An 18,669-nucleotide genomic window follows, 5' to 3' on the forward strand; every position below is an offset into this window, starting at 1 on the left:
CGTCGCGACCGTTCCCGTACCAGGGGAACGACCTTCTCCCACGGGCACGGCCGGCACATCGACCCGTCGGCCCGAACCGTCCTCGACCAAGGACGAGGCGGTCATTCGACTCCGGTCGAAGGGCATACCGGCCTCAGGTCTGACGCGGTGATCGCACGGCCTCGCGATAATGACCGCGTGAACACGGACGCCGCGCCACCGCTCGGATGGTGGCAGCAGACCTCGCGGCTGGCCGCGGCCGCGGCCGTGGGCCTGCCGGCCTGGCTGACCGTGGGGGTGCTGCTGCACCGGGAGGCGGACGGGACGGGTTCCTGGTTCCTCCTCGGTGATCCGCTGGTGGCTCTCGGCTGCCTGACCGCACTGCTGTGGCGGCGCCGGTTCCCGCGTGCCGTCGCCATGACCGTCGCGCTCGCCTCCACCGCGTCGGCGCTCGCCGGCGGCACCGCGCTCCTTGCCCTCGGCTCGGTCGCCACCCGTCGCCGTCCGATGGAGATCGGGGGCGTCGTGCTGGTCTACGTGGCCGCGTCACAGTTCCCCTCGCCCTACCCCACGCAGGGCGCACCCGGCACGACGTGGGTCGAGCTCGTGTTCCCGGTACTGGCCGCGGGCATCGCGGTGGCCATGGGCATGGCCGTCGGCGCACGGCGAGTCGAGGTGCGGTCCCTGCGGGAGCGGGCTGAGAGCGCGGAACGGGAGCAGACCGCACGAGCGGCGCAGGCGCGGGCCCTGGAGCGCAACCGGATCGCCCGCGAGATGCACGACGTGCTCGCGCACCGGATCTCCCTGGTCGCCCTGCAGGCCGGAGTCCTCGACCACCGCGGCGACCTCACCGCCGAGGAGAACCGCGTGCTGGTCCGCGGCATCGTCGAGGGCTCCCACCACGCCCTGGAGGAACTGCGGGACGTCCTCGGCGTGCTCCGCGCGGAACCCGGCCGCCCGGAACCACCGCAACCCGACCTCGGCCACATCCCGGCCCTGATCCAGGACGCACGCGCCTCCGGCCTCGACGTCACGCTCAGCACCACGGTGACGGGAAGGCCGTCAGACGTCGCCGCACGCACCTGCTACCGCATCGTCCAAGAGGGACTGACCAACGCCGCCAAGCACGCCCCGGGCGCACGCGTGCGCGTCGCCCTCGAGGGAGCAGCGGGCGACCGGCTCACCGTCAGCGTCCACAACTCCCCGGCCGCCTACGCGACACCGCACCCACCGACGTCGGGATTCGGGCTGCTCGGCCTCAACGAGCGGGTCGACCTCGTCGGCGGCGAGCTCGACCACCGCCCCACACCCGGCAACGGCTACCTCCTCACAGCCGCCCTGCCCTGGCCGAACCCCGTGCTCGAAAAGAGAACATGAGTGGACACCGAACAGGCGAAGGTGCGTGTCGTCATCGTCGACGACGAACAGCTCGTACGCATGGCACTGCGGCTCATCATCGACGGCGAACCGGACCTGACCGTCGTCGCGGAGGCGGCCGACGGGAACGCCGCGCTCACCGCGGTGGACGAACACCAGCCGGACGTCGTCCTGATGGACGTGCGCATGCCCGGCCGTGACGGTCTCAGCGCGACCCGGGAACTCCTCACCCGGCGGCCCGCGCCGCGGGTGCTCATGCTGACCACCTTCGACTCCGACGATCTGGTGCTCGGCGCGCTGCGCGCCGGAGCACTCGGGTTCGTGCTCAAGGACACCCATCCACCGCAGATCCTCGACGCGGTGCGGACCGTCGCGGGCGGCAACCCCGTCCTCTCCCCCGCGGCCACGGCGCGAGTGATCGCCGCAGCCACAGGACCGCAGTCCGCGCACGCCCGCGACCCGTCCCGCGAAGCCGCACGGAAACAGCTGTCCACCCTGACCGAACGGGAACGCGAGACCGCCCGCGCCATCGCGGACGGCCTGGGCAACCCGGAGATCGCCCGACGGCTGCGCATCAGCGTCGCGACCGTCAAGGCCCACACGAGCAACCTGTTCGCCAAGCTGGCGGTCGAGAACCGGGTCCAGATCGCACTCCTGGTCCGCGACGCGGAGAAGTGACTCAGCCCTTGCTCGACCCCAGCGTCAGCCCCGCGATGAAGTGCCGCTGCAGCAGCAGGAAGACGAGGATCGTCGGCAGGGCCACCAGGACCGAACCCGCCGCCAGCAGGTTGTAGTCGGTGAAGAACTGCCCGCGCAGGTTGTTCAGCGACGAGGTGATGGGGAGTTTGTCGGGGTTCGAGATGAAGATCAGGGCCCAGAGGAAGTCGTTGTAGATCCAGGTGAACTCGAGCGTGGCGAGGGCCGCGATCGCGGGGCGGCACAGGGGCAGGGTGATGCGCCAGAACTGGGTCCACACCCCGGCGCCGTCGACGATCGCCGCCTCCAGGATCTCCTTGGGCAGGGTGCGCATGAAATTGGCCAGGACGAAGACGCAGAAGCCCACCTGGAAGCCGATGTTGACGAGGATGACGGCCCAGTACGAGTCGTAGAGGGTCATCGAGTCGGACATCCACCAGGGCAGGTCGATCTTCAGGAACAGCACGTAGAGCGGGGTCACCAGGACCTGTGGCGGCAGCAGGTTGCCCGCGGTGAAGAACATCAGCAGGGCGAGGCTGCCGCGGATGTTGATGCGGGCGACGGCGAACGCGACGAACGCGGCGAGGAAGAGCGTGATGATCACCGCGGGCACGGCGATGATCAGTGTGTTCATGAAGTACTTGCCCATACCGGATTCGGTGTAGGCCTCGCGGTAGTAGTCGAAGGACAGCTTCTTCGGGAACGAGAAGTAGCCGTGCTGCGCCGTCTCCTCGTACGGGCGCAGGCTCGCGTAGACGGCGAGCAGCAGCGGAGCCAGGAACACCAGGGACACCGCGGACAGGAAGATGTGCACGCCGAAGCGGCCGCGGCGGGGAGTTCGGCGGGGGTCCGACTCGCGTGCGGGTGGGGCGGGTTCGGTGGGGCGGGCCGTGGCACGGATGTCCGCTGTCATTTCTCGCGCGCTCCTCTCAGCTCCTGGACCAGGAACGTCACGATGAATCCCAGGGACACCGCGAGCAGGACGACCGCGATGGCCGAGCCGAATCCGATGCGGCTCGCCTCGCCGATGATGTTGTCGGTGATGAGCACCGAGAGCAGTTCGAGTCCGTTGCGGCCCTTGTTCACCGCGTAGACGATGTCGAAGGCGCGCAGTGCCTCGATGACGGTGATGACGCCGACGATGACGTTCACGGGCCGCAGCGTCGGCAGGGTGACGCGGAAGAAGGTCTGGCGTTCGTTCGCGCCGTCGATGGCCGCCGCCTCCTTGAGGGCGGGGTCGACGGATTTCAGTCCGGCCAGGTAGAGGATCATGACGTAGCCGGTGTGTCGCCAGCTCGCGGCCAGCATCATCATCCACAGGTTCTTGCTGGAGTCGCCGAGCCAGTCGACCGGGTCGTTCCGGTTGTCCAGGATCGTGTTGACGACGCCCTGGTCGGTGCCGAGGAGCAGTTGCGCCATGAAGCCGACGACGGCGAGGGACAGCACGACGGGCATGTAGAGCACGGACTGGTAGAAGCGGCTGAAGCGGACGCCGCGGTCGATGAGGACGGCGAGGAAGAGTCCGAACGGCGTCGCGACCAGGCCGAGGAAGGCGATCCACAGCAGGTTGTGGCGGACGGCGGGCCAGAACGCGGGATAGTCCTGGACCAGGTTCTCGTAGTTGTCGCCGCCCACCCAGTGGATGTCGCCGATGCCGTCCCAGGACGTGAAGGACAGGCCGACGGAGGCCAGGGCCGGGCCCCAGACGATGACGATGTCCAGGAGCACGGGGATGCCAAGGAGCACGCCGAGCACGGCGATGTCACGGCGTGTGAAGCGCCGTGTCGTCGCCCGCCGACCGGCGCGCCGCGCGGTTTTCTGCGGCACGGAGTGCGGTCCTCTCGAATCAGCTCACGAATCCACGGACGAAGCCGCTCACGGTGCGGCTCACGTGGAGAAGATGTCCTTCTTCTGCCGTTCGATGCTGTTGACGAGCCCGTCGACGTCCTTCGGGTTGTCGATGAAGTCCTGCAGCGCCTTGATCATCACGGTCTGTGCGAAATCGGGGCGGGTGTCGCGGTCGAGGAACTGCGAGATGTGCTTGGCCTTGGAGACGAGTTCGGCGGACTTCTTCTGCAGCGGGGAGTATTTCGCGGTGTCGGCGCCGTCGTTGACCGCGACGTTGTTGGGGTCGCCCTTGAGATAGACGTCCTCGGCCTCGGCGGTGCCGAGCCAGGCGAGCAGGTCCTTGGCGCCTTCCACGTTCCTGGACTTCTTGGCGATGAGGAATCCGTCGATGGGCGCCTCCACCGCGTCCCGGCCGAACCGCGGGTCGATCTCGGGGAACGCGAAGAAGTCGATGTCGTCGCGCTCGCTCGCAGGGAACTGGCTGCCGGGGTGCGGCATGCCGAAGACGGCCATGCCGGTCCTGCGCTGCTGGAGGCCTTGTCCGGCCTCCTCCCAGGTCCGGCCGAGCGCGCCCTTCTGGTAGTACGGCATGAGTTCGCGCCAGAGGTCGAAGACCTTCTTCACCTTCTGGTCGGTCCACGCCTCCTCGCCCGCCATCAGGCTCTTGTGGAAGTCGTATCCGTTCAGGCGCATGTTGATGTAGTCGAAGGTGCCCATGGCTGGCCAGCCGTCCTTGTCGCAGAAGGCGACCGGGGTGCCGTCCTTGCGCATCTTCTTGGCCAGCGCGATGAACTGGTCCCAGTTCTCCGCCTGTTCGTATCCACGCTTCTCGAAGAGGCTCTTCCGGTGGAAGACGGCCCACGGGTAGTAGTAGTACGGCACGAAGTACTGCTTGCCCTCGTGGGTCGACTGTTCCTTCAGCGCGGGCGAGAAGCCCTTGAATTCCTTCCAGACATCACTGATGTCGATGAGCAGGCCCTTTTCGGCGAAGTACTGCATGCGGTAACCGGCGAACCACATGAAGACGTTGTCCGGTGAACCCTGCAGGTAGCGCGTGATGTTCTGCTGGAATTCGTTGTGCTCTGTGGTGTTGACCTTGACCTTCTTGTCGCTCTGCTTCTCGTACGCGTCGAAGGCCCCGGCGAACGCCTTCTTCGGCACGGCGTCCGAGGCGTTGGAGCCCACCGTCACTTCGTTCTTGTTGCCGCCGGGCCCGTCGCCACAGGCGGTGAGCAGCGCGGGGAGCGTGACCGCTCCGGCGCCCACGGCCGCACCGCGCAGGAGATTCCGCCGGGACATCGGATGTCCAGCCCCACCACGCGGGGTCGGTGGACCGGTGAACGATGACTGCGTCATGTCCCCTCCTCGGGGTGCAACCGAACACAACCGAACGCGAGGATTGGATCTCACTCCCACCAGTCCCCGCCGTCAAGGGTTTTGGCAGGGACGGCCCGAACCGTTACCGCTCCTCTTCCAACAGAGTTCAACACGCCCTACCGTAAGCGCGCACGAGTGACACGTACACGAAGACATCCCATCTTCCGCGAGTACGGAGGAACGTCACGATGCGTCACCTTTCCAGCCGCACCACCCCCCGAAGAGTGGTCGGGTCGCTCGCCGCGGCGCTGCTCTGCGCGGCCGGGCTCGCGGCGCCCGCCGTCGCCGGCGACACCCGGGGGGCGGACACCGCCCGGTCCCCCGGAGCGGACGGCGCCCAGCCCCGGGCACAGACCCGGGAAAGCGAGACCCCCCGGCTGCCGGGCGGCCTCGCGCTCACCCCTCCGATGGGCTTCAACAACTGGAACGCCACGCACTGCCGCGCCGACTTCGACGAGTCGATGGTCAAGGGGATCGCCGACATCTTCGTCGAGAAGGGCCTCAAGGACGCGGGGTACGAGTACGTCAACCTCGACGACTGCTGGGCACTGCCGGAGCGCGACGCCAACGGCAAGCTGGTGCCCGACCCCAAGCGGTTCCCGGGCGGCATCAAGGCGGTCGCCGACTACGTCCACTCCAAGGGGCTCAAGCTCGGCATCTACACCAGCGCGGGCACGAAGACCTGCAACTCGGCGGGCTTCCCCGGGGCGCTCGGCCACGAGCGCAGCGACGCCCAGCAGTTCGCCGACTGGGGCGTCGACTACCTCAAGTATGACAACTGCAATAACCAGGGCGTGGACGCCAAGAAGCGCTACATCGCCATGCGGGACGCCCTGAAGGCGGCGTCGGAGACGACGGGCCGCCCGATCGTCTACAGCATCTGCGAATGGGGCGAGAACAAGCCCTGGGAGTGGGCCGCCGACGTCGGTCACCTGTGGCGCACCACGGGCGACATCAGCGACAACTGGGGCTCGATGCTCTCCATCATGAAGCGGAACCTGCCGCTCGCGCAGCACGCGGGGCCCGGTCGCTGGAACGACCCCGACATGCTGGAGGTCGGCAACGGCGGCATGACGGCCACCGAGTACCGCAGCCACTTCTCCATGTGGTCGATCATGGCCGCGCCGCTGCTCATCGGCTCCGACCTGCGCAAGGTGTCCCCCGAGACCTTCGACATCCTCGGCAACAAGGAAGTCATCGCCGTCGACCAGGACCCGCTGGGCAAGCAGGGCCACGTCGTCTCGTCAGACGGTGGGCGCTGGGTCGTCGCCAAGGAGATGAAGGACGGCAGCCGCGCCGTCGCGCTGTTCAACGAGACCGGCAGCCCGAAGACCATCACCACGACCGCGAAGGCCGTGGGCCTGCCCGCCGCCGACGGCTACTCCCTGCGCGACCTGTGGAAGCACGAGAGCTACAACGTCGCGGGCACCATCTCGGCGACCGTGCCCGCACACGGCACGGTTCTCGTACGGGTCTCGGCCGACGACCAGTGGCAGCACAAGCCGCCCGCCGTCGACCTAGGCTCCGCCGCCGACCCGCTGGTGGAGGCGGGCGAGGCCGAGAAGGTCCTCACCAAGGTCACCAACCGCGGCAGCACCGACGCGCGCGACGTCCGCGTCTCCCTCACCGGCCCCTCCGGCTGGCGCCTCAAGTCGACCTCCCCGACCCGGGCGTCCGCCCTCCGCACGGGCGAGGTCCTCGGCACGTCCTGGCAGGTGACAGCGCCCCGGGACGCCAAGCCCGGCACGTACGCCCTCGATCTGAAGGCGAGCCACCGCGCCCCCGGCGGCGGCCGCGTCCAGCTCGAACTGCCGCTGACAGCACGGGTCGTGGTGGCCCCGCCCGCGGGCGACACCGCGCTCAGCGGCCTCCCCTGGCTGTCCACCACCAACGGCTGGGGCCCCGTCGAGAAGGACACCAGCAACGGCGAGAGCGCGGCGGGCGACGGCAAGCCGCTCACCATCGGCGGCAAGGTGTACGCCAAGGGGCTCGGCGTGCACGCGGAGAGCGGCGTCGAGTACTACGCGGGCGGAGCCTGCGAGAAGCTGACCGCTCAGGTCGGCGTCGACGACGAGAAGCCGGACAAGGGCACCGTCGCCTTCCAGATCTGGGCCGACGGCAGACTCGCCGCGTCGACCGGCGTCCTCACCACCGCCGACACCGCCAAGCCGATCTCGGCCGACGTGCGCGGCGCCGAGGTGATCCGCCTCGTCGTCACGGACGGCGGCGACGGCATCGACTCGGACCACGCGGACTGGGCGGAGCCGGTGCTGGGCTGCTGAGTTCGCGCCCGCTCGGGCCCGAGCGCGTCCGGGCCCGGCCCTGTCTCAACGACTCGGCCGGGCCCGCACAGCGCGTCACGGGGTGCGGAAGCCGCGGAAGGTCACTGACTTGCGGCTCTCGAAGCCGAGCCGCTCGTAGAGGGCGATGGCACCGGTGTTCGCCTCGGCCACATGCAGGAAGGGCCGCTCACCCCGGGACAGGATGCGCTCTACCAGCGCGAGCACCAGGCGGGCGGCGTGGCCCTGGCCGCGTTCCTCGGGGGCCGTGCACACGGCGCTTATCTCGGTCCAGCCCGGAGGCCGCAGCCGCTCGCCCGCCATCGCCACCAGGCGTCCTTGCACACGGATCCCGAGATAGGTGCCGAGTTCACAGGTGCGGGGCCAGAACGGCCCTGGTGCGGCCCGCGCGACGAGGTCGAGCATCTGCGGCACGTCCTCCGGCCCCAGCTCCCGGATCCCGGCATCGGCGGCAGGAGGTGCGGCATCGAGCCGGTGGCCGGGCCACAGCATCTGCCGCCCCTCCAACTCGAAGACCGGCTCCCAGTCGGATGGCGGGAGCGCCGGGCTGCTGAACATGTCGGCGAAACCGCCGCTGCCGAGCAATCGCGCCAGATCGGCCCAGTCCGTCGAGTCGGGCTCGGCCGGCACCGCGCAGAAGGTCGCGACACCCGGCAGGTACGTGGCCGCCTGCCCGCACCGTCGGGCCAGCTCCGCGTGCTGTCCGAGCAGCGAGTGGGCCACGGGATGGTCGAGCACGGCGGCATCACTGGTCACTCCCTGATCCTCGCATCCCGGCAACCTCCGGCGGCACGGGGGTCGAAGGTCATGTCCGGTTGCGACGACGCACGCGGGGTCCTTCGCGGTGCCTCACCCTCCGTGGCGGAGCCTTCTTCGCGGCCTCGGCTTCGGCCTTTCTGCCGGAGCGACGCTGCCAGAACTCGTGGATCGTCACCCAGGCGACGCCCAGACCGAACACCGCGCCCAGGAAAGCCAGCACCGCGACCGCATCGTCCTTGGCGCGCCGAGCCGTGTGCGCCGCCGTTGCGCGGACATGAGCTTTCTGCATGAAGGGCGGCTTCTCGAAGAGGACGTTGTCCGTGTCGCGGTGGTACGCCGTGACCGTCAAGGCAAGAGCCATGGTGCCCGTTGCGGACGGCTTCACAATCCACCGCCATTTCGCTTTGTCATCAGGCGTGAGCACGTTCTGCCGCTCGGAGGAGAGTGCCGTACAGGTGACTCCCGCCCCGCTGCAGTGCAGCTTGACGCCCATGAGCGCGCCGACTTGCAGCTCACCCGTGCGCTGCAAGTCCTTTCCCTCACCCCGCGGTCCGGCGACGCGGAACCCTGCCACTTCCGCATGGAACTCAAAGGCTCGACCGAGCTTCGCCGACCGTACACGCGTGTAGCTGATCTTGCCCTCGAACATCTCCTTGCGGCTCTCGATGATCTCCTGACCATAAAGAGCTTGGCTTTCCGGGTCGTCACCCCTGCTCGACTTACCCGCACATGAGGTGACCAGCAAAGCAACGAGCGCGACACCAACCGTCCAGGCGGCCGCCCGAGGCGCTGTGACTCTTTTCCGACTCGAATCCTTCTGCGCTGCCATCGTGATCGCCTGACGCTCCCCCCGTTGGCAGCATCGTGCCGCAACTGGGCACACGCCGCTGGCCGTTCACACGGCATCGACGAGATCCGGACTCAGCGATTGGCGACCGGGCGCAGCTGTCCGACCGTCGCGTCGGGGAAGGCCCGCAGCGCGGCCGCGGCGGCCCCCACGAGGCCCGCGTCGGTGCCCATCAGGGCAGGGGCCACGGTCAGGCCGCCGACGAAGGACAGCGTGGCGTACTCCCGCAGGGCACGGCGCAGCGGTGCGAACAGGAGCTCGCCGGCCATCGCCACGCCCCCGCCGATCACCGCGATGTCGATCTCGACGAGCGTGGCCGTGGCGGCGATGCCGGCCGCGAGGGCCTGCGCCGCGCGCTCGAAGGAGGCGACGGCGACCGGGTCGCCCGCCCGGGCCGCGCGGGCCACGGCGGCCGCGGAGGTGTCGCCGTCGGGCCCGGGGAGCCAGCCGTTCGCCAGGGCGCGCCGGGCGATGTTCGGGCCGCTCGCGATCCGCTCGACACAGCCGCGGCCCCCGCACGGGCACGGGTCGCCGTCGAGGTCCACGCTGATGTGACCGATGTGGCCCGCGTTGCCGGTGGGGCCGGGGTGCAGGGAGCCGCCCAGGATCAGGCCGCCGCCGACGCCGGTGGACACCACCATGCACAGCGCGTTGTCGTGGCCGCGGGCGGCGCCCTGCCAGTGCTCGGCGGCCGTCATCGCCACGCCGTCGCCGACCAGCTCGACGGGCCGGCCGTCGGCGGCGGCGCGCACCCGCTCGACGAGGGGATAGCCGCGCCAGCCGGGGACGTTGACCGGGCTGACCGTGCCCGCGCCCGCGTCGACGGGCCCCGCGCTGCCGATTCCGACCGCGCGGACGAGCCCCCACGGTTCACCGGCCGTCAGGTCGCCGATCACCTCTTCGACCGCGCGCATCACGGTGTCGCCGTCCTCGCGTGCGGGCGTCGGCCGCTGGGCACGCAGCAGGATCCGGCCCTGGCCGTCCACCAGGGCTCCGGCGATCTTGGTGCCGCCGATGTCGAGTGCGGCGACGAGGTCCGTGGGCATCAGTGTCAGATCTCCTGGTGAAAAGGGCAGGCCGGAGAGTGCGGTGCATAGTCTCTCGTGCATCTGACAACGTTGTCCAGGTCCTATGCTCGACGCCACATGCGGGGCACACGCATTCGAACGAGTGCGCGCTGCCCTGCGCAGACCCCGGTGGGCGGGGTCGTACCGCCCTCAATGGATAGTGGACGTCACGAAGTACCGAGGTGGAAAGCTGAACTTCCGCACGTGAAGCAGCAACCTTACGCAGACTGAGATCCGCACCAGTGGACGACAGACAGGACAGCGCACCGTGGCAGAGACCGCCCGCACCCCCGTCTCCCGCCTCCGTACGGACGGGAGCACTTCGGACGGCACCGCGGACCCCCGGAGCCGTTACGGCAACCGGCCGACCATGAAGGACGTCGCCGCGCGCGCGGGCGTGGGCCTCAAGACGGTGTCGCGCGTCGTGAACGGCGAGCCCGGTGTCACGCCCGACACCGAACGCCGGGTCCAGGAGGCCATCGAGGCGCTGGGCTTCCGGCGCAACGACAGCGCGCGGGTGCTGCGCAAGGGCCGTACGGCGAGCATCGGCCTGGTCCTCGAGGACCTGGCCGACCCGTTCTACGGGCCGCTCAGCCGGGCCGTCGAGGAGGTCGCCCGCGCGCACGGGGCACTGCTGATCAACGGCTCGAGCGCCGAGGACCCCGACCGCGAGCAGGAGTTGGTGCTCGCGCTCTGCGCGCGCCGGGTCGACGGGCTCGTGGTCATTCCGGCGGGCGACGACCACCGCTATCTGGAGCCGGAGATCGCCGCCGGTGTCGCCACGGTGTTCGTGGACCGGCCGCCGGGGCGGATCGACGCCGACGTGGTGCTCTCCGACAGCTTCGGGGGCGCGCGCGACGGCGTCGCGCACCTGGTCGCCCACGGTCATCGCCGGATCGGCTTCATCGGTGACCAGCCCCGGATCCACACCGCGATAGAGCGGCTGCGCGGATACCGCGCGGCGATGGCGGAGGCGGACATCGACGTCGACGAGTCCTGGGTGTCGCTCGGCCCCACCGACCCCGAGCGGGTCCGGCACGCGGCCGAGTCGATGCTCTCGGGCCCCTCCCCCGTCACCGCCGTCTTCGCGGGCAACAACCGGGTGACGGTCACGGTCGTCCGTGTCCTCGCGGGCCTGAACCGCCCCGTGGCCCTCGTCGGCTTCGACGACATCGAGCTTGCCGACCTGCTGAGCCCCGGCGTGACGGTGGTCGCCCAGGACGCGGCCCAACTGGGGCGCACGGCGGCGGAGCGCCTGTTCCGCCAGCTCGACGGCGCCTCGGACGCGCCGGAGCGCATCGAACTGCCGACGCGGTTGATCACGCGGGGGTCGGGGGAGCTGCGGCCCGCCGACTGAGGGCGGCCCCGCAGGGTCCCGCAGCCGGGCGTCCGGAAATGCTTCCGGGCGGCTCTAGCGGGGCGTCGGCAGGGTGACCTCCCAGGTGTCCACGGCGTAGTGCAGGGCGAGGCCGTGGGCCGTGTACAGGTTCAGGGCGCCGGTGGCGTTCTCGGTGTCGACGCCGAGGCCGATGGTGTCGCGGCCGCGGGCGGCGTACACGGCGAAGGAGTGCCGCAGCAGATGGCCGGCGAGGCCCCGGCCGCGGGCGTGCTCGCGGACGCCGAGGTAGGGGATCCAGGCCATGGCCGCGCGGTCGTCGCGGGTCACGGCGACGGCGACGTCGCCCGCCCCGGTGAGGGCGGCGATCCAGACGAGGGACCAGTCCATGCCCTCGCCCAGGTCGTCCAGCCACTGCTGATAGGTGCGCGACTGGTGGTCGTGGTGGCCGACGAAGGTCTCCTGGACCAGCGCGTGGGCGCGTCGCCGGTCGACCTCCGCCGCGCAGTCGCGCAGGGTCAGGCCCGTCGGCGGGGTGGGGGCGGGGTCGGCGGCGCGGGAGAGCGGGCGGGTCAGTACGTGGTAGCGCCGGACGGTGTGCCAACCGCGCCGGGTGAGCGTCGCCCCGTCGAGGCTGGGGCGGATGTTGAGGTTGAGGTGGACGACCGCGCGGGTCGCGCCGTTCTCTGCGGCGCGTTCGGCGGCGCGGGTCTCGATGGCGGCGAGCACCCGCTCACCCGCGTCCTGGTGGTCGGGCAGGACGTAGTGGTCGGCGTCGATGCGGTCGGCTCCGGAGTCGTCCCAGAGGAGTCCGTACGCGACCATGTTCCCGCGGTCGAAGGCCAGCCAGGAGTTGTGGGCGAGGTCGGCCTCGGGGTGAACCAGGTCGACCTCGACGGTGCCCAGGTCGGTCTCCGGGTGCCCGAGCTCCAGGATGTCGATGGTGTTGAGCAGGCGGCAGATCTCCACCGCGTCCTCGGGGGTCGCGGCGCGTACGGTGAGTTCGTCGTCGTGGGCCGGATCGTCCCGGCCGGTCCGGGCTTCCGTGGGCGTCAACTCGTCCATCCGGCAAGGGTCCGCGCCGCCGCGCGGGCCGCGCAACCGGATTGTTTGCGGCGGGCCCCGCGCCGTCCGGCACACCCGGTCCGGCACACCCCGGCGTACGCCGTCCCGCGTGCCCGGCACGCCCTCTGCGGCCGGGCTGTCTCGCTCTGCGGGCGGGCGATCCCGATCTGCGGCCGGGCCGTCCCGCTCTGCGGCCGCGCTGTCTCGCTCCGTGGCCGGGCGGTCCCGGAATCAGCAGGTCGGCAGGCCCGGAAGCGGCTTGTCGTTGTCGCCGCCCCGGATGTACACATCGCTCACGAACACGTTCGTGTTGCCGCTGTCGTCGTCCGTCTTCGCCCACCAGACGTTGGTCCACTGGCCGTGCGTCTCGCGGCGGCCGAGGTTCTGCTGGCAGTAGAAGTAGTTGGTGCCCGCGTTGAGGATGCCCGCCTCGGCGCCCGAAGCCTGGTACGACTTCGCGGTCTGCCACACCGAGCAGTTGTACTTGCCGCCGCCCGCGGGATGGCAGGCGGGCTCCTCGTCGCCGCCGGAGGAACCTCCGGACGTGTCGTCCTTGGGCGGCTTGGACGACTCCTTGGGGCGTGTGTCGGGCTCGTCGCCTGAGCCGGAGTCGGACCCGGAGTCGTCGTCCGACGCCCCGTCGCCCTTCTCGCCGTCGTCGTCCCGGTCGTCCTTGCCCGACTTGTCGGGGCTTTCGGCGTCCTTGGCGGGCTTCTGCTTCTTGTCGCCCTGCTTCGAGGGCTTCGAGCCGTCCGGGTCCAGCGCGCCCCGGCTCGCGTCCGAGCCCGGCTCGACGGTGCTCCCGGCCTCCTGCGCGTCCCGCCCGTCCCGCGCCTGGTCCTTCTTGTCGTCCCCGCCGGACAGCACCGCCACGGTCACGCCCGTCACCGCGAGGACCACCGCCACGGCCGCGGCGGCGAGCAGGGCCTTGCCCCGGCGCGGCCGGCCCGCCCGCGCGGCACGCCGGCCGGAGGGCTCCGGAGCGGGCGCGGGTATGGACCCCGCGGGCGCCGCACCCGGCGCGCCGAACGCCGCGGGCTCGCCGGGCACGCCCGGCCCTCCGTGCCCCGCGGCCACTCCGGACGCACCAGCGACTCCGGACGCCCCGGCCGCTCCGGACGCCGCGGTCGCTCCGGACACACCGGGAGGCGGGCCGAAACCGGGCGGCGGCGCGGTCGGCACATGGCGCACCGTGGGCTCGCGTTCCCCGTTCCCGACGCTCCCGACGCCCTGGGACGACGACTTCTCGTACCCGAGAGGCCCGGTCGCGCCAGCAGACCCGGCCGCCCCGACGGGACCGGTGGACCCAAGAGACCCGGTCGCCCCGACAGGCCCCACAGCCCCAAGAGGCCCAGTGGCCCCTACAGCACCGGGAGCACTGATGTCCCCACTGGCCCCCACAGCCCCGCCAGCAGCTCCCGCCGCGCCCGCCCCCGGCGAAACCCCCGAGATCGACTCCCCCGCGGCCACCTGCTCAAGCAGCCGCCGCGCGCCCTCCGCGTCCGGGCGTGCCTGCGGGTCCTTGTCCATGAGCAGCCGAAGGACCGGCATGAGCGTGCCCGCGCGCAGCGGCACGGGCAGGGGCTCGACGACGATCGCGGTGAGCGTGGACCACGTCGACGTGCGGCGGAACGGGGACGCGCCCTCGACGGCCGCGTACAGCGTGGCGCCGAGCGCCCACACGTCGGACGCGGGTCCGGGCTCCTGGCCCTGGGCGCGCTCGGGCGCCAGGTAGTCCAGGGAGCCGACGAGTTCGCCGCTGCGGGTGAGGTGGGTGGCCGAGCCGTCGCCGGGGTCCTCCATGGTGGCGATGCCGAAGTCGGTGAGGACGACGCGGCCGCCGGTGCCGAGGAGGATGTTGCCGGGCTTCACGTCGCGGTGCAGGACGCCCGCGCGGTGGGCGGCGGCCAGGGCGTCCATGACCTTGGCGCCGATGGCCGCGGCCTCGCGCGGGTCGAGCGGGCCGCGCTCGCGCAGGACGTCGTCCAGGGACGGGCCGTCGACCAGCTCCATGACGATCAGCGGCCGCCCGTCGACCTCCGCGACGTCGTGCACGGCGACGACTCCGGGGTGGCGCACCCGGGCGGCCGCGCGGGCCTCGCGCTGCATCCGCAGCCGCAGGTCGGCCAGCTCGGGCCCGGCCGTGTCGGTGTAGGTGCGCAGTTCCTTGACCGCGACCTCGCGGTGCAGCACCTCGTCGAGCGCGCGCCACACGACGCCCATGCCGCCGCGCCCGAGCTGCGCGAGGACGCGATACCGCCCGGCGAGGATGCGGCCGATCCCGTCCGTCTGTCCTTGTTCCCCCGAAGACACCGCTGCCCCGTCCTTGTGGTCCCTGTGTCGCCGTCGTGCTGATGTGCTGTGTGGCGTACAGAGTACGGGGCAGAAGTGACAGGCGGTGCGGGACGTCTCGTGAAGACTCCGGGACGCCCGCCCCCGGTCGCGCCCCTACTTGGCCGACGGCGTCAGATCACCCCGGCGCGGCCCCGCGTACACCTGGAGCCCCGCGAGCGTCAGGCCGGTGAGACGGGTGACCTCGGCCGTGTCGAGCGCCCCGCAGTCCAGGCCGCGCAGCAGATACCCGGCGAGCGCCTTCGCGGTGGCGGGCTCGTCCGCGATGTCGCCGCCGGTCCGGTTGGCGTAGGCGGCGAGGCGGGCCGCGGCCTGCGCGAAGCCCTCGCGGTAGAAGGCGAAGACGGCGGCGTACCGGGTGGGGATGTGGCCGGGGTGCATGTCCCAGCCCTGGTAGTAGGCGCGGGCGAGGGCGCGCCGGGTGAGGCCGTAGTGCAGCCGCCAGGCGTCGTGGACCTTCGCGGTGGGGCCGACGGGCAGCACGTTGGTGGAGCCGTCGGAGACGCGCACGCCGGTGCCCGCGGCGGCGACCTGCATGACGGCCTTGGCGTGGTCGGCGGCGGGGTGGTCGCTGGCCTGGTAGGCGGCGGAGACGCCGAGGCAGGCGCTGTAGTCGAAGGTGCCGTAGTGCAGGCCGGTGGCGCGGCCCTCGGCGGCGTCGATCATCCGGGCGACGGCGGCGGTGCCGTCGGCGGCGAGGATGGACTGGCTGGTCTCGATCTGGATCTCGAAGCCGATCCGGCCCGGGGCGAGGCCGCGGGCCTTCTCGAACTCCTCCAGGAGCCGCACCATCGCGGTGACCTGCTCGGCGTACGTCACCTTGGGCAGCGTCAGGACGAGTCCGTCGGGCAGCCCGCCCGCCTCCATGAGGCCGGACAGGAAGACGTCGAGGGTGCGAATGCCCCGGTCGCGTACCGGCGCCTCCATGCACTTCATGCGGATGCCCATGTACGGAGCGGCCGTGCCTGTGGCGTAGGCCTCGGCGATCAGACGGGCCGCGCGGGCGGCGTGGGCGTCCTCGTCGGCGTCGGTGCGCCCGCCGTAGCCGTCCTCGAAGTCGACGCGCAGGTCCTCCACGGGCTCGCGCTCCAGCTTGGCGCGCACGCGCGTGTAGACGGGCTCGGCGAGTTCGTCGGCGAGGCCGAGTACGGCGGCGAAGGAGGCGGCGTCGGGGGCGTGCTCGTCGAGGGCGGCGAGGGCCCGGTCGCCCCAGTCGCGGATGGTGTCGGCGGCGAAGGCCTCACCGGGTACGTACACGGTGTGCACGGGCTGGCGGGTGCCGGGGTCTCCCGGGTACCGGCGTTCGAGCTCCGCGTCGACCGGCGCGAGCGAGGCACTGATGCCTTCGCTGACCGCACCTGCGAGGCTCGTGGACACCTTCTCCTGCTGACCCATCCGTGCACCCTCCACTGTTCAGTGACCCACACCGGTTCTCAGTGACTCACACCCACGGCATCGCCGACGGTCTTCCCGTACGGCCTTTCCGTCTGACGGAATCAAACATCCGCATACTGAAGTTATCCGTGCACCTTCCCGCTGGTCAACACCTTCTCGCGTGCCGGTCCCCGAGTGTTCACGCGTGTCTCAGATGGTGCTTCCACACTCCCGTGGGCGCACTTCACGCTGACCGTGGCCCGACCGTGACCCAACGCACCGACCACGACCCGATGAAGGAGAACGCGTGCCGACCGACAACCGAGTGACCCGCCGCTCCGGCCTGCGGACGGCGGCCGCGGCCGCGGCCGTCACGGTCCCGCTGCTCGCGACCGCCCTGGCCGCGTCGCCCGCCCGCGCGGTGGAGCGTCCGGGCCGCCGCCTGGAGGTGATGTCGTTCAACCTGCGCTACGCGGGAACGAACCCGCCGAACACCTGGGCCGACCGCCGCCCCGTCACGCGGGAGCTGCTGCGGCGCGCCCGCCCGCACGTCGTGGGCACCCAGGAGGGTCTCTACCAGCAGGTGCAGGACATCGCCGAGGACCTGGGGCAGCACTACGCGTGGATCGGCACGGGCCGCGCGGGCGGCAGCCGCGACGAGTTCATGACGGTCTTCTACGACACGCGCAGGCTGCTGCCCGTCGCCTACGACCACTTCTGGCTCTCCGACACCCCGGACGTGATCGGCTCCAACACCTGGGGCGGCGGCTCGATCCGCATGGTGACCTGGGTCCGCTTCCTGGACCGGCGCACGGACGGCGAGCTGTACGTCCTCAACACCCACCTGGACAACGCCAGTCAGTACGCCCGCACCCGCGCCGCGCACCTGATCACCGACCGGATCACGACCCTCGACCGGTCGCTGCCGCTGATCGTCACCGGCGACTTCAACGTCGCGGCCCACAAGAACCCGGTGTACGAGACGATGCTGAACGCCGGGCTCGTCGACACCTGGGACGCGGCGGACGAGCGCAGCAAGCAGTACGCGACGTTCCACGGCTACAAGCCGCTCGTCCCCGACGGCGACCGCATCGACTGGATCCTGGCGACGCCGGGCGCCCGGGTGCACGCCGCCGCCATCAACACCTTCTCGATCGGCGGGCAGTTCCCGAGCGACCACCTGCCGGTGCAGGCGAGCCTGACGCTGTGACGCGCGAGGCCCCCGCGTCCGCACGGCGGAAGCGGGGGCCTCGCCCGGCCTCGGCCGCGGGCCGCCGGGAGAGCCGGTGCCCCGGCGCTCCCCCGACCCGACGGGCTCAGCCCTTGCGCGACTTGACCTCGTCGGTCAGCTGCGGGACGACCTCGAAGAGGTCGCCGACCACGCCGTAGTCGACCAGGTCGAAGATCGGGGCCTCGGCGTCCTTGTTGATGGCCACGATGGTCTTCGAGGTCTGCATGCCCGCGCGGTGCTGGATCGCGCCGGAGATGCCGGAGGCGATGTACAGCTGCGGCGACACGGACTTGCCGGTCTGGCCGACCTGGTTGGAGTGCGGGTACCAACCGGCGTCGACGGCGGCGCGGGAGGCACCGACGGCGGCACCGAGCGAGTCCGCGAGCGCCTCGATGATCGCGAAGTTCTCGGCGCCGTTGACACCGCGGCCGCCGGAGACGACGATCGCGGCCTCGGTCAGCTCGGGGCGGCCCGTGGACTCGCGCGGGGTGCGCGCGGTGACCTTGGTGCCGGTGGCCTGGGCGGAGAACGACACGGACAGGGCCTCGACGGCGCCCGCGGCCGGGGCGGCCTCGACCGGCGCCGAGTTCGGCTTCACGGTGATGACCGGGGTGCCCTTGGAGATGCGGGACTTGGTGGTGAACGCGGCCGCGAACACGGACTGCGTGGCCACCGGACCCTCGTCACCGGCCTCCAGGTCGATGGCGTCGGTGATGATGCCGGACTCGATGCGGACCGCGAGGCGCGCCGCGATCTCCTTGCCCTCGGCGGAGGACGGCACGAGCACGGCGGCCGGGGACACGGCGTCGTAGGCGGCCTGGAGCGCGTCCACCTTCGGTACGACGAGGTAGTCGGCGAACTCGGGGGCGTCGGCGGTGAGGACCTTCACCGCGCCGTGCTCGGCGAGCGTGGCGGCGGTGGCCTCGGCGCCGGAGCCGAGCGCGACGGCGACGGGCTCACCGATGCGGCGGGCCAGCGTGAGCAGCTCCAGGGTGGGCTTGCGGACGGCGCCGTCGACGTGGTCGACGTAGACGAGAACTTCAGCCATGGGACTTCAATCT

15 protein-coding genes are annotated in these 18,669 nt (G+C 71.3%); 5 read left to right on the top strand and 10 right to left on the bottom strand.

Annotation, left to right across the window (positions count from 1 at the left end; genetic code table 11):
• Window positions 1-177: 177 nt before the first annotated feature.
• A complete protein-coding gene (locus ACFVHO_RS36205) occupies window positions 178-1,356 on the top strand; it encodes a sensor histidine kinase (RefSeq protein WP_385724420.1) in 1,179 nt (392 codons plus the stop codon).
• Window positions 1,357-2,034 carry a response regulator gene (locus ACFVHO_RS36210; protein ID WP_385724423.1) on the top strand — a complete coding sequence of 226 codons (678 nt, stop codon included), beginning with the start codon at window positions 1,357-1,359 and terminating at the stop codon, window positions 2,032-2,034.
• A gap of 1 nt (window position 2,035) precedes the next feature.
• Here the strand turns inward: ACFVHO_RS36210 and ACFVHO_RS36215 are convergent, their stop codons facing one another.
• From ACFVHO_RS36215 to ACFVHO_RS36225, 3 genes are read right to left on the bottom strand one after another with little or no spacing between them, the layout of a single operon-like run.
• Window positions 2,036-2,965, bottom strand: coding sequence for a carbohydrate ABC transporter permease (locus tag ACFVHO_RS36215; RefSeq protein WP_385724426.1), 930 nt, complete (start codon window positions 2,963-2,965; stop codon window positions 2,036-2,038).
• Entirely contained in the window at window positions 2,962-3,879 is a 918-nt protein-coding gene (locus ACFVHO_RS36220) for a carbohydrate ABC transporter permease (protein WP_385724429.1), read from the bottom strand. The genes ACFVHO_RS36215 and ACFVHO_RS36220 overlap by 4 nt, the downstream gene beginning before the upstream one ends.
• A 60-nt stretch (window positions 3,880-3,939) precedes the next feature.
• Window positions 3,940-5,199, bottom strand: coding sequence for an ABC transporter substrate-binding protein (locus ACFVHO_RS36225; protein ID WP_385724432.1), 1,260 nt, complete (start codon window positions 5,197-5,199; stop codon window positions 3,940-3,942).
• Window positions 5,200-5,465: 266 nt separating this feature from the next.
• Between ACFVHO_RS36225 and ACFVHO_RS36230 the strand changes: the two genes are divergently transcribed.
• A complete protein-coding gene (locus ACFVHO_RS36230; protein ID WP_385724434.1) occupies window positions 5,466-7,559 on the top strand; it encodes an NPCBM/NEW2 domain-containing protein in 2,094 nt (697 codons plus the stop codon).
• 75 nt (window positions 7,560-7,634) lie between these two features.
• Here the strand turns inward: ACFVHO_RS36230 and ACFVHO_RS36235 are convergent, their stop codons facing one another.
• The 3 genes from ACFVHO_RS36235 to ACFVHO_RS36245 form a co-directional block, all read right to left on the bottom strand.
• Window positions 7,635-8,333, bottom strand: a complete 699-nt coding sequence (locus tag ACFVHO_RS36235) for a GNAT family N-acetyltransferase (RefSeq protein ID WP_385724436.1) — start codon at window positions 8,331-8,333, stop codon at window positions 7,635-7,637.
• Window positions 8,334-8,382: 49 nt separating this feature from the next.
• Window positions 8,383-9,165, bottom strand: coding sequence for a hypothetical protein (locus ACFVHO_RS36240; protein WP_385724439.1), 783 nt, complete (start codon window positions 9,163-9,165; stop codon window positions 8,383-8,385).
• A 92-nt stretch (window positions 9,166-9,257) separates the two neighbouring features.
• On the bottom strand, window positions 9,258-10,229 hold the full coding sequence (locus tag ACFVHO_RS36245) for an ROK family protein (protein ID WP_385724442.1): 972 nt from the start codon (window positions 10,227-10,229) through the stop codon (window positions 9,258-9,260).
• A gap of 391 nt (window positions 10,230-10,620) precedes the next feature.
• On the opposite strand from ACFVHO_RS36245, the gene ACFVHO_RS36250 reads away from it, so the two are divergent.
• Window positions 10,621-11,607, top strand: a complete 987-nt coding sequence (locus ACFVHO_RS36250; protein WP_385724517.1) for a LacI family DNA-binding transcriptional regulator — start codon at window positions 10,621-10,623, stop codon at window positions 11,605-11,607.
• A gap of 54 nt (window positions 11,608-11,661) precedes the next feature.
• Here ACFVHO_RS36250 and ACFVHO_RS36255 read toward each other — a convergent pair whose 3' ends face one another.
• The 3 genes from ACFVHO_RS36255 to ACFVHO_RS36265 form a co-directional block, all read right to left on the bottom strand.
• Window positions 11,662-12,651: a GNAT family N-acetyltransferase gene (locus tag ACFVHO_RS36255; protein ID WP_385724444.1), complete on the bottom strand. Its 990-nt coding sequence runs from the start codon at window positions 12,649-12,651 to the stop codon at window positions 11,662-11,664.
• Window positions 12,652-12,882: 231 nt separating this feature from the next.
• Window positions 12,883-14,964, bottom strand: coding sequence for a serine/threonine-protein kinase (locus ACFVHO_RS36260; protein ID WP_385724447.1), 2,082 nt, complete (start codon window positions 14,962-14,964; stop codon window positions 12,883-12,885).
• A 135-nt stretch (window positions 14,965-15,099) separates the two neighbouring features.
• The gene (locus tag ACFVHO_RS36265) at window positions 15,100-16,398 is read right to left on the bottom strand and encodes a DUF6986 family protein (protein ID WP_385724449.1); all 1,299 of its coding nucleotides are present in this window, start codon (window positions 16,396-16,398) and stop codon (window positions 15,100-15,102) included.
• Window positions 16,399-16,684: 286 nt separating this feature from the next.
• On the opposite strand from ACFVHO_RS36265, the gene ACFVHO_RS36270 reads away from it, so the two are divergent.
• Window positions 16,685-17,587: an endonuclease/exonuclease/phosphatase family protein gene (locus ACFVHO_RS36270; RefSeq protein ID WP_385724451.1), complete on the top strand. Its 903-nt coding sequence runs from the start codon at window positions 16,685-16,687 to the stop codon at window positions 17,585-17,587.
• Window positions 17,588-17,693: 106 nt separating this feature from the next.
• Here ACFVHO_RS36270 and ACFVHO_RS36275 read toward each other — a convergent pair whose 3' ends face one another.
• Window positions 17,694-18,656: an electron transfer flavoprotein subunit alpha/FixB family protein gene (locus ACFVHO_RS36275; protein WP_289954191.1), complete on the bottom strand. Its 963-nt coding sequence runs from the start codon at window positions 18,654-18,656 to the stop codon at window positions 17,694-17,696.
• Between the last annotated feature and the right edge of the window lie 13 nt (window positions 18,657-18,669).

This window comes from Streptomyces sp. NPDC127108 (genome assembly GCF_042677545.1).
GTDB lineage: Bacteria > Actinomycetota > Actinomycetes > Streptomycetales > Streptomycetaceae > Streptomyces.

Coding starts and splice junctions, on each gene's coding strand:
- ACFVHO_RS36215 (WP_385724426.1), bottom strand. CDS start 2,965: ATGACAGCGGACATCCGTGCCACGGCCCGCCCCACCGAACCCGCCCCA.
- ACFVHO_RS36225 (WP_385724432.1), bottom strand. CDS start 5,199: ATGTCCCGGCGGAATCTCCTGCGCGGTGCGGCCGTGGGCGCCGGAGCG.
- ACFVHO_RS36230 (WP_385724434.1), top strand. CDS start 5,466: ATGCGTCACCTTTCCAGCCGCACCACCCCCCGAAGAGTGGTCGGGTCG.
- ACFVHO_RS36240 (WP_385724439.1), bottom strand. CDS start 9,165: ATGGCAGCGCAGAAGGATTCGAGTCGGAAAAGAGTCACAGCGCCTCGG.
- ACFVHO_RS36245 (WP_385724442.1), bottom strand. CDS start 10,229: ATGCCCACGGACCTCGTCGCCGCACTCGACATCGGCGGCACCAAGATC.
- ACFVHO_RS36250 (WP_385724517.1), top strand. CDS start 10,621: ATGAAGGACGTCGCCGCGCGCGCGGGCGTGGGCCTCAAGACGGTGTCG.
- ACFVHO_RS36255 (WP_385724444.1), bottom strand. CDS start 12,651: ATGGACGAGTTGACGCCCACGGAAGCCCGGACCGGCCGGGACGATCCG.
- ACFVHO_RS36265 (WP_385724449.1), bottom strand. CDS start 16,398: ATGGGTCAGCAGGAGAAGGTGTCCACGAGCCTCGCAGGTGCGGTCAGC.
- ACFVHO_RS36275 (WP_289954191.1), bottom strand. CDS start 18,656: ATGGCTGAAGTTCTCGTCTACGTCGACCACGTCGACGGCGCCGTCCGC.